The organism is Lishizhenia sp. (assembly GCF_033720595.1).
Taxonomy (GTDB): domain Bacteria; phylum Bacteroidota; class Bacteroidia; order Flavobacteriales_D; family Crocinitomicaceae; genus Lishizhenia.
Genome location: NZ_JAWWCF010000007.1, coordinates 23,194 through 32,301, shown reverse-complemented (window position 1 = coordinate 32,301; position 9,108 = coordinate 23,194). Strand labels below are relative to the sequence as shown.

Sequence of the window (9,108 nt, the reverse complement as noted above, 5' to 3'; positions counted from 1 at the left end):
TCCGGCTAAAAGGAATATACTATCTTGAAAGAAACAAACTTGTCTTGGATCCGTTACATTATCCATTTCAACCGCCCTTTGTTTTACACCTAGTGTATCCATTTCAACCAATCTACTTCCTGTATTCAAACTTTGAAAGGAAAAAATACTATTCCCCCCATCGTAAGTAATATCACCTAAATTCATATATCCAGTTATGGAGCTTCTATCCGTCCAAAGTATTGAGCCATCCAGGCGCATCATGACGGTTGTAAGCTCTGTATCGTTACTTGAATAAGAAAAGATAAATGTACTATCGTTAAACACCTCTAAGTTGGCATCTGTTTGATCTGATATTTTATCGAATACAAAGTTATTTTTAAGATTCCCATACTTATCCAATAACAAAACAAATGCAGCATGTTGGTTGGCTGAGGCTGTCGTGGTTCCCGAAATTGCAAAAACGCTATCATTGATTGCTTTTCCTTCAGTAAAAAAAATAGGTTCACTGTAGGTATATGCCTTGCTTGCAAGCGTATCGAGATTCTCGTCCATTACAATATACCGACCCTCTGTGGTTGACAAATTTTTAGAAATCAAAACTACATCAGTACCAAAAGCATAGGCCTTGGCATACTCTCCGAAAGTGTTGTTGTTTTCTCCCCAAATTAACTTAGGTCCAATATTTTGAGCAAAAAGTAATGACTGAAACAGAACTGAAACGAATAGTAATAGTGTGGTTTTCATGGTATTTAAATTGATGATAGCAAGTTAACGTCAAATACTTCTTTAAACAAAACAATTTTTTCTTTGGTAGCTTTCACTTTTTTAAGGGATCTTCAATAACGTAAAAAGAGAAGATCTACGAATTCCCATTTAATTTAATTAATTTCGAATCCATTAATGAATCAACCCATGCTATGAAATATTTCCTATTTGCACTCTTGCTTTTATTTTGCTCTGAAAGTTATGGACAAAAAAAATTAAAACAATCAACGATTCATTTGACGATAGAAAACACCCTATTCCCTAATGGTAAAATCGATTCTGCCCCCTCCATAAACATGGAGAAAAGTGGGAATTCAATCAAGCTTGTTTACGGACTAGGATTAAGCAGAAATATTTCCAAATCCATAGCCGTTGAGGTAAATGCATCTACAGGAAAAATAAATAACAGTAACTTTTCTACCGAATTCATTCAGACATTAGATGGTGTAAAATATACTTACAAAGACGCACATTTTATTACTGGAAATTTTTATCGTTTAGATTTAAGTTTAAAGAAATATTCAAGAAAAGCTTCACTTGGTTTTTATTTCCACTTCGGTGTCGCTTATTCATTACTTAACAATCGCATAAGTCGGTCGACCTCCATCACCTCTTTTTACAGTTCATCCAAAAGTACTTTTGGCAGCGATCACCTTAAGAATAAGATGCTAAACCTTTCTTTTGGAATAGGTAAAAGTAAAGTGATTTCCAATCGTTTTTTTGTCGATTACGGATTGACAATACATGCATTCTATTTCCCATTACCAACAACAGCCTTCAAAACCGAATACTTACTCGACTTTATAAATTTCAATCAAATTTCACCTGGATATTCAGAAGAAAATCTAAGGCACCTAAATAAACTATCATTTGCGAAAGAATGGTTCAAAGTTTATGTAAAAATTGGATTACAAAACTTAAATATATGATCAGATTTATCCTTTTATTAATGAGTATGTGTCTCTTTCTATTAAGCTGTAACAAAGAGGACAACCAGCTCACCAATAACAGCTTTTTAAAACTCCAAGGAAACTGGCAACACCTCCCCGTTCAAAATGTTGGTCAAACTTACGATGACCATCCCAGTTATGACTATTTACTTTCACATGATGGACAAGTGTACCTCTCTGGAACAAATGATGATATTACAAACTTGGACGAAGCCTTTAAAGTGTTAAATAACGCTTATCTACCAGATACGATTGATGCTGATTTTGACAAATTATTCATTAATGACCTTACCTACAAAAGTTTAATACGTGGAATGCATTACTTCCAAAACAAAATTTATGTTTGGGGAGATTTGCACTACACCACTTCAAATAATACCGAAGCGTCCATGCTTTTCACTTATAACATAGAAGAAAACAAAGTAGAAGAAAACCATTTTTTTAATAACATTGATACCAGAAAGGTTCACAAACTAATGACCTACAAAGGGGAATTGATTGCCTTTACCGAAAATGAGCAATATCAAAAAAAACTGATATGCATAAGTTGTGATGGATCTACAAGCTTACCTGATATATCTTCAGAGAATTTTTCAGATGTTTTCGCTGTTGATGATCAACTGTATGCGATAGGAGGAAACCATAAATTGGTAGTTTTTGAAGAGGCAACTTCATTATGGCAATTGTACACTCCAAATTTAAATAATTATCAAACCTTGTATGTATTTAAGTACAACAATATGACCTGTGCATTGGGAAACTGGGCGAACTATAGCAATCACCTTATTGAAATTACGGATTCAGGAACAATTGCCCCAATCGCAATAAATGATGACCACTTCTACAGCATCCCCATGAATGATTACAAAATAAAAGTAAAAGTAAGTGAAGGACGTTTATTCATTTTTGGCGACTTTTCTTTTAAGGTAGGAGGAACTACCAATTATGATAATTATCTTCTAGAGTACGTTGGAAACAAGCTAGTGGTAATCGAAAACAACCTTGCAATTCCTATAAAAGATGTGATTTCTGTAAATGGAGACATTCTAATTATTAACAGCCACAGCGTGGATAATCTTTGGAAGTACATTGGTAATTAACAATTTATTATTGATTTGCCCCTATTAATTCCTACTCCTTCTTTACGGATGTATTAAAAATCCTTAATTTCGAGGCTGCTAATTGTAATTACCACTTTATGTTTCCAGTATTAAGTAAAACCAAGGAAAATGGTTTGAATACACTCAAAATGAAAAACATCAAAATTCTTCTATTACTCATCTGTTGTTTCAGCATGCATTTAACCTTCGCTCAAACTACGAAAAGTACTAACCTATCAGCATGGTCTTTTGATTTAGGTCTTGAATCTGGATTTAGGAAAAGAAATAAAGGATCCAATATTTTTTCGACAAACACACCGGCTGGAGAAATTAGACCTTATCAACAGGACGAATTCTTTCTACCGCTTGGTATTTTAGCAAGTGTTGAGTACAGCATTTCTAAAAAACTAGCACTATCTTTAGATTTTGCTTATCATCACCTACCCACGTATACTGATCGTTATATCGAAACCCAGAAGTACCTATACGACTCAGAGGTCTATGAAAAAAAAAGTGATGAATTCAGTTTGTATTCGGCGTTTATAAGAACCGGTGTGGGATTAAAAATCTACTTTAATAAAACTCCAATCGGAGGATATTTTAAAATAAATGCAAATTATTACGCTGTAAATTCTGATGTTTACAGAACAACCATTTCTGAATCTTCCTTTCATTACGAAGGTTATAACTATGCCCCCGTCAAAGTGTCAAGTTCTGCATTTGGACTATCCTTAGAATGGGGAAAAAGAAGAGTGATTGGAGATCGCTTTTATGCCGATTTCGGAATACGTTACAGCAAACCTATCCTTAGTTTATCTGATAAAACCTATGACAAAAATTGGAACAGTAAAGTGTTTTACAACAATCAAATAAAAGATTATTTCCCTACTAGTAACATGTATTACCATCAATTCAAAACTATCAACGCAGAATACCTTCAGTTTTACCTCAAACTTGGCATCTTTAAATTCAACATCTAATGAAAAACTTAACAAAAATCATATTCTTAGCTTGTCTTTCTTTGGTTGGATGTAGAAAGAAAATTGACAGTACCCTAGGAGAACACCCTAACAATTATACGGGGGCTAAAACTTTTGAAATTATCCATAAAGACTTTTTTTACAATAAAGAATTTATAAGGCATTTGTTTGCTTTCGACAATAATCTCTACATCACCAAAAATAACAAATACAGCAGTGGACCTGAGATTATCGTTTTAACAGATAACAACACTTTAATAATCCCCGAAAACAATATAGGTCCTCTTTACAATGCAGATAACACCGATTTTAATTCCGACTTCATTTCGGATGCCCAAGAAAAGGATGGTATCGTGTATTTTGGTGGAGATATGAAGTATGATGATGACGATTACCTTTATCTTAAGTATAATACTGCCAACAATACTTTAAACAAGGGGACCAACCTATTATCAACTAACGCGGATGCCGTAAAATCTATGATGAAATATCAAGGAGAGGTTGTGGCATTTACAGAAGCCTATGCCAATGACTTAAATTGCTTGAGTTGTTCTAACAGCTCAGGTCCTTATCCGAATATTCTGAACATTAATTTACACGACGTTACAGCAGTCAACGACATGTTCTACCTTCAAACGTATCAAGGTAAAGTTTACTATTCCGATGTAGCAAACAGCACATCCTTTTCTGGCATTAACATGGCACAAACCGACACCGTTGTACGCATGTTTGAATACAACAATAATCTTTGCGCCATCGGATCTTTTGACAATGGAAGTTACAGTTTAGCTTATGTCAACAACAATCAGCTAGAGCCATTGGCTCCGAACTCTGATATTATGGCTTATCTATCTAAGAACTTCAACTCTTCCTTTGATCATGACAAATACTTCGAAAATGTTCCGAAAGTAAGAGTGGTTAACAATGACATTTATATAATGGGGAAGATGTACATAAAGAATAGTTCAGGAAATTATGACTTCAAATACGCAACAACACGATACAAAGACGGAAATTTAGAAATCATAGATACCGAGATGAACATTGTTGATATTGCTTCAATAAACGGAGAACTTTATGGTGCTGTTTTTAATGGTAAATTTTTAGCCAAACTAACCTTCTAAAATGTCAATTTTAAGAAACACATCTTTCCTTTTAAAATTACAGTTAAGCTTTGTTGTTTTACTTTTTAGTTCAGGGGTGTGTTGGGGGCAATCAACACATCATATTAAAAGTTTCAACCTAAGTGTAGGTATAGAAAAACCCTTAAGCGTTATTCATGATTTTGATAATGATGATGACTTTAAAACAAGATTTTACAAAGCCCCGGAAAACGTTCCCTTAGGGCTTAGTATTCATCTTTCGAAAAACCTCAGTCGTCAATTACAACTTCAAGTCACTTTACTTGGGAGAGCCTTAGGAAACACAGCATACACTTATATCCAAGAGAAACCTATTGATGGACTCAATTACACATTTTCAGACAGCAACTTCTTACGCAGCAATCTTTTACAACTTCAAATCGGATGCAAATACTTCCTTCAAAAGGCTCCTTTGGGCACCTATATTCACGCGAATTTTAATACTGCTTTTATAACTAATTCCATATATAGAAAATCTACCTTTGGAAGTCAGTTTATACAACATACTGAAGTATTCAACCCTGAACATCATGAAAGCATACTTTACGGAATTGATTTTGGAATGGGTACTACGCGAATGATTAGTGATCATTTCCTTTTAGATTATGGGTTTCACATTTCCCCTTTTTGGTTTTTATTTTCAAAAAACACCTACAACAGCGATTGGATAAAGAATACCGTTAATGCTGAAGGTTTTATACCTGGATATTCTGCGAATAATGTAGAGTACCTCAACAAAAAATTACTTTCTACAGAATTTCTAAAACTGTACATAAAAATTGGATTCCAAAAATTTAGGTATGAATAAGTGTTTTTTCAACATTCTTGTACTTTCGCTTTTCTTTTCTGCTTGTAGGAAAGACAATACTTTAACTCCCTCTCAAAGTACAATTGAATTAATACCTACGACCTGGGAACACGTAGTTCTGACCTCTCCTGTTCAGGAAAATATAAATCGCACTTATGCTTCGAGTTTAGGAGCTTATGGAAGTCAACTCTATTTAGGAAGTTATGGTAGTGTTGGCAGTAAGTCTATGTTCGACGGCTTTCGTGTGATTAATACACCTTTTAGTCAAGATTCAACACTCGGAATACAGGAACTATATTCTACCGACTACAGCGTTTTTTCATTAGACGAAATGGTCAATGGATTCTTTCCTTTTGGAGATAAAATCATGGTGTATGGATTCTTAAACTACGAAACAGCAAATTCGGACCTTTCTGAAAAAAAATATGCCTTCTACTATGACCCTGTTACCAACACGTGCACAAAAGAACTCGGATTAATCAGTTCTAATGATGACTTTGCAGGGGTTCTTAAAATTCTTCAATACCAAGAAGACTTGTATGCAATTTTTAAAGCAAAACAAGACCAAACCAAAACGATAGCATGTATTACCTGTTCGGGACTTTCCCAACTACCGCTATATGACAATGCTAGTTTTAGGGATTATTTTGTCGTTAACGATATGGTATTTGCCCTTACCAACGACTATCAATTATTGCAGTACAACACGACTAATAGCACTTGGAATAACTACACCAACGTGAACAACGAATTTTTTAATGTATTTGAATATGAAGGAAAGTTATGCGCCCTTGCCAATACCACCGATAACCTCCATATTATTGAAATTATTTCTTCAACTCAAACAACTTCGCTGATTACCAATAACAGTGATTTGAGTCAATTCATTACGGGTTCTGACGACTATACCAACGTAAAAGTAAGCAACGGCAGATTATTCATTTGGGGTTACTTCCCTTTTAAAGTAAATGGACAATATAAATACGATGACTATTTACTAGAAGTTATAGACAACGAATTAATAATGATTGATTCAGATATTAAAGTCAAAGATATAGCAGTTTTTAACGATGAAATTTATATTATTAATCGTTACAATTCTGGACTCTGGAAATATAATCCTTAAGAGTTATACAGCATAAAAAAAGGAGAATCACAACGGATTCTCCTTTTTTAATTTCTTCATTCAAGCTTATTCTTCATCCTCTTCTGTTTTCCCGAAGTTCTCAAAGACATAGTAATATGCCAACTTCAATACAGGAACGTGTGGGTATTGCTTGTATGTATCTACCTCAATCTCTTTTAATGTATTGGTTGCCAAATCAAAGGCAAAGGCAAATATCATTAAATCATACTTTCTTTTATTGTTGTAATCTACGTAAGCAAAAACAATGTTTGTATTTGCTGATGTGCTTTTGTATTCTTCTAACTCCAAGAAATCAGGACTTATTAAATCACTTATTGAAGCGTCAGAGTACATGTAGAAATAACGCAAGAACATGGCCTTAGAGTTATAACCTACCGTACCAAGTGTTTGCATGTTATATTTCGATAACAATTCCGTTTGATAACCTAAAGACTGAGCAGATCCAACAACCGCATCACCTAAGTTTCTTCTCACATCTTCGTTTCTTTCGTAAGAGAATCTTCTTCTTTTAACAACAGATGCTAAAGGCTCCACAAAGACCAATTTTTCAACGGCAGCCTTCTCTTCGTCATCTTCATCAAATTCATCCTCATCTACTAGATCCTGCAACTCATTAAATAGTCTCAAGAACTCATCATCATTGGCAACATCTTTCAAAGCAAATAAATGGAAGTCTGTAGAGTCTAAACTCGCTTCTCCAGATTCATCAACACCTTTGGCGTATTTCGCATTAATTTTCTTTTGCTTGATTTTCTCGTATTTGTTCAAGGCTTTAAATTCTTCAGAGTCTTCATCCATGTAAGCATCAACTTCTGGCGATTCCGCTACTTCTCCCGTTGAATCGTTTACGCTGATTTTATCGTAGTAAAACTCATCCAAAGATTTAAAACGTCTAGCCAACTGCTTTACAGTATTCTTATAAACTTGTTCTATTCCCTTGTCTTCAGGATACTTGTTGCGGATATCAATCAAGTTTCTCATTGCCATTACCACTAACTGGTCTTTTGACATTTCCTTCATTAGGTAATGAACCGTGTAGCTTTCACCTTGAATCTCGTCTAAGTCAGCATACAAATCTCTCTTACTTCCCTGACTTGCATGAACAGCAATGTTTGTCCAACAAAGTGCCTTCATCCAATCGAACGTGTAACTGCTTCCGTACTTATTTTCTAGGATATAAATCTCGTAAATTGCATTTGAAAAATCTGAATGGTATAACCAGTTGTTCACTCTTTCATAACGTGCCATTCTACGAATGTCTACGAAATCTTCTGCATTGAACGTTCTTTTTTGCTCTGGCTCAAAGTCCATGTACTTTTCCAATAACTCTTCATCAAAGTTATCTTTACGCTTACTGATGTTAGGGTGAGAGTGGTAAGTATCGTCGTAATCTTCGTCAAATTCAATTTCATTGATATCTGTAGGCATCAAACTTTCATCTATAAAAGCATTTTCTCCAGATATATATTCCTTTTCAAAAGCTACTTCATCAATCGGTAAATAAGAATAAGCCAAGATATCGAAAACATTCACCAATTCTTCCAGTGGAAAACCAGCTTCTAAGTAACGTTTTAAACCTAACTCATCTGCTTCAATTTCGTGTTGCTTTGAGTATGCTTTTAAGGCTCTAATCTGTCTGTCGAAATTATTTCCGTTGATAGATTCTTCTATTTCAATTTCCTTTCTAAAACCTTCAACATTATGGTTTTCTACGTAGTGACTAATTTCATGGGCCAATACAAAAGCCAACTCGTAATCAGAGGTAAGTTGAGAAATTAGTCCTATGGTAACAAATACTTCTCCATCTGAAGTAACAAAGGCATTGGCTTCATTCGTACGGAAAGTATAAAAGCTCAAATCATTAAAAAGAGCCGTATCGTTAAACAATATTTTAGAGGCTACTTCTTTAATGTGTTCTGTTAAAGGATCACCATACACCACTAATCCAGAGTGCAATAAGTGATCGATAGAATAAGATTTTCTTTCAATAAAATACTGACGTTCCTCACCACTTAAATCAAGGTTTTGGAAACTCGCTTCTGCGACTCTATCGGCATAGGTTAAACCAAAAGTTTTAGGTAGTTCACCGGTTGCTTTTAGTGGTTTGTAATTATTGAAATCAACGTCCTGCGCAAATACTTGAAAAAGTAGACACAGCGTAGATAAAGAGGTTAATAAGTTTTTCATTTGTTATTTGGATGAAAAGCGAATATATAAATTTCACAAGGATAAGG

General features: G+C 34.4%; 8 protein-coding genes. 6 read left to right on the top strand and 2 right to left on the bottom strand.

All coding sequences use genetic code 11. The features are described from left to right. A partial coding sequence (locus tag R3333_RS01255) for a hypothetical protein (protein WP_318956758.1) occupies positions 1–726 on the bottom strand: 726 nt, incomplete at its 3' end. Between the two features lie 173 nt (positions 727–899). Between R3333_RS01255 and R3333_RS01250 the strand changes: the two genes are divergently transcribed. The 6 genes from R3333_RS01250 to R3333_RS01225 all read left to right on the top strand — a co-directional run bounded on the left by R3333_RS01250 (position 900) and on the right by R3333_RS01225 (position 6,853). After that, a complete protein-coding gene (locus R3333_RS01250) occupies positions 900–1,676 on the top strand; it encodes a hypothetical protein (protein ID WP_318956757.1) in 777 nt (258 codons plus the stop codon). Next, positions 1,673–2,797: a hypothetical protein gene (locus R3333_RS01245; RefSeq protein ID WP_318956756.1), complete on the top strand. Its 1,125-nt coding sequence runs from the start codon at positions 1,673–1,675 to the stop codon at positions 2,795–2,797. Before R3333_RS01250 ends, R3333_RS01245 begins: the two co-directional genes overlap by 4 nt. A gap of 98 nt (positions 2,798–2,895) precedes the next feature. Then, the gene (locus R3333_RS01240; RefSeq protein WP_318956755.1) at positions 2,896–3,777 is read left to right on the top strand and encodes a hypothetical protein; all 882 of its coding nucleotides are present in this window, start codon (positions 2,896–2,898) and stop codon (positions 3,775–3,777) included. After that, on the top strand, positions 3,777–4,901 hold the full coding sequence (locus tag R3333_RS01235; protein WP_318956754.1) for a hypothetical protein: 1,125 nt from the start codon (positions 3,777–3,779) through the stop codon (positions 4,899–4,901). Before R3333_RS01240 ends, R3333_RS01235 begins: the two co-directional genes overlap by 1 nt. Position 4,902: 1 nt before the next feature. Beyond that, the gene (locus tag R3333_RS01230) at positions 4,903–5,727 is read left to right on the top strand and encodes a hypothetical protein (RefSeq protein WP_318956753.1); all 825 of its coding nucleotides are present in this window, start codon (positions 4,903–4,905) and stop codon (positions 5,725–5,727) included. Further along, positions 5,720–6,853, top strand: a complete 1,134-nt coding sequence (locus R3333_RS01225) for a hypothetical protein (RefSeq protein ID WP_318956752.1) — start codon at positions 5,720–5,722, stop codon at positions 6,851–6,853. The genes R3333_RS01230 and R3333_RS01225 overlap by 8 nt, the downstream gene beginning before the upstream one ends. Positions 6,854–6,919: 66 nt before the next feature. Here the strand turns inward: R3333_RS01225 and R3333_RS01220 are convergent, their stop codons facing one another. Next, positions 6,920–9,061, bottom strand: a complete 2,142-nt coding sequence (locus R3333_RS01220) for a M48 family metallopeptidase (protein ID WP_318956751.1) — start codon at positions 9,059–9,061, stop codon at positions 6,920–6,922. Between the last annotated feature and the right edge of the window lie 47 nt (positions 9,062–9,108).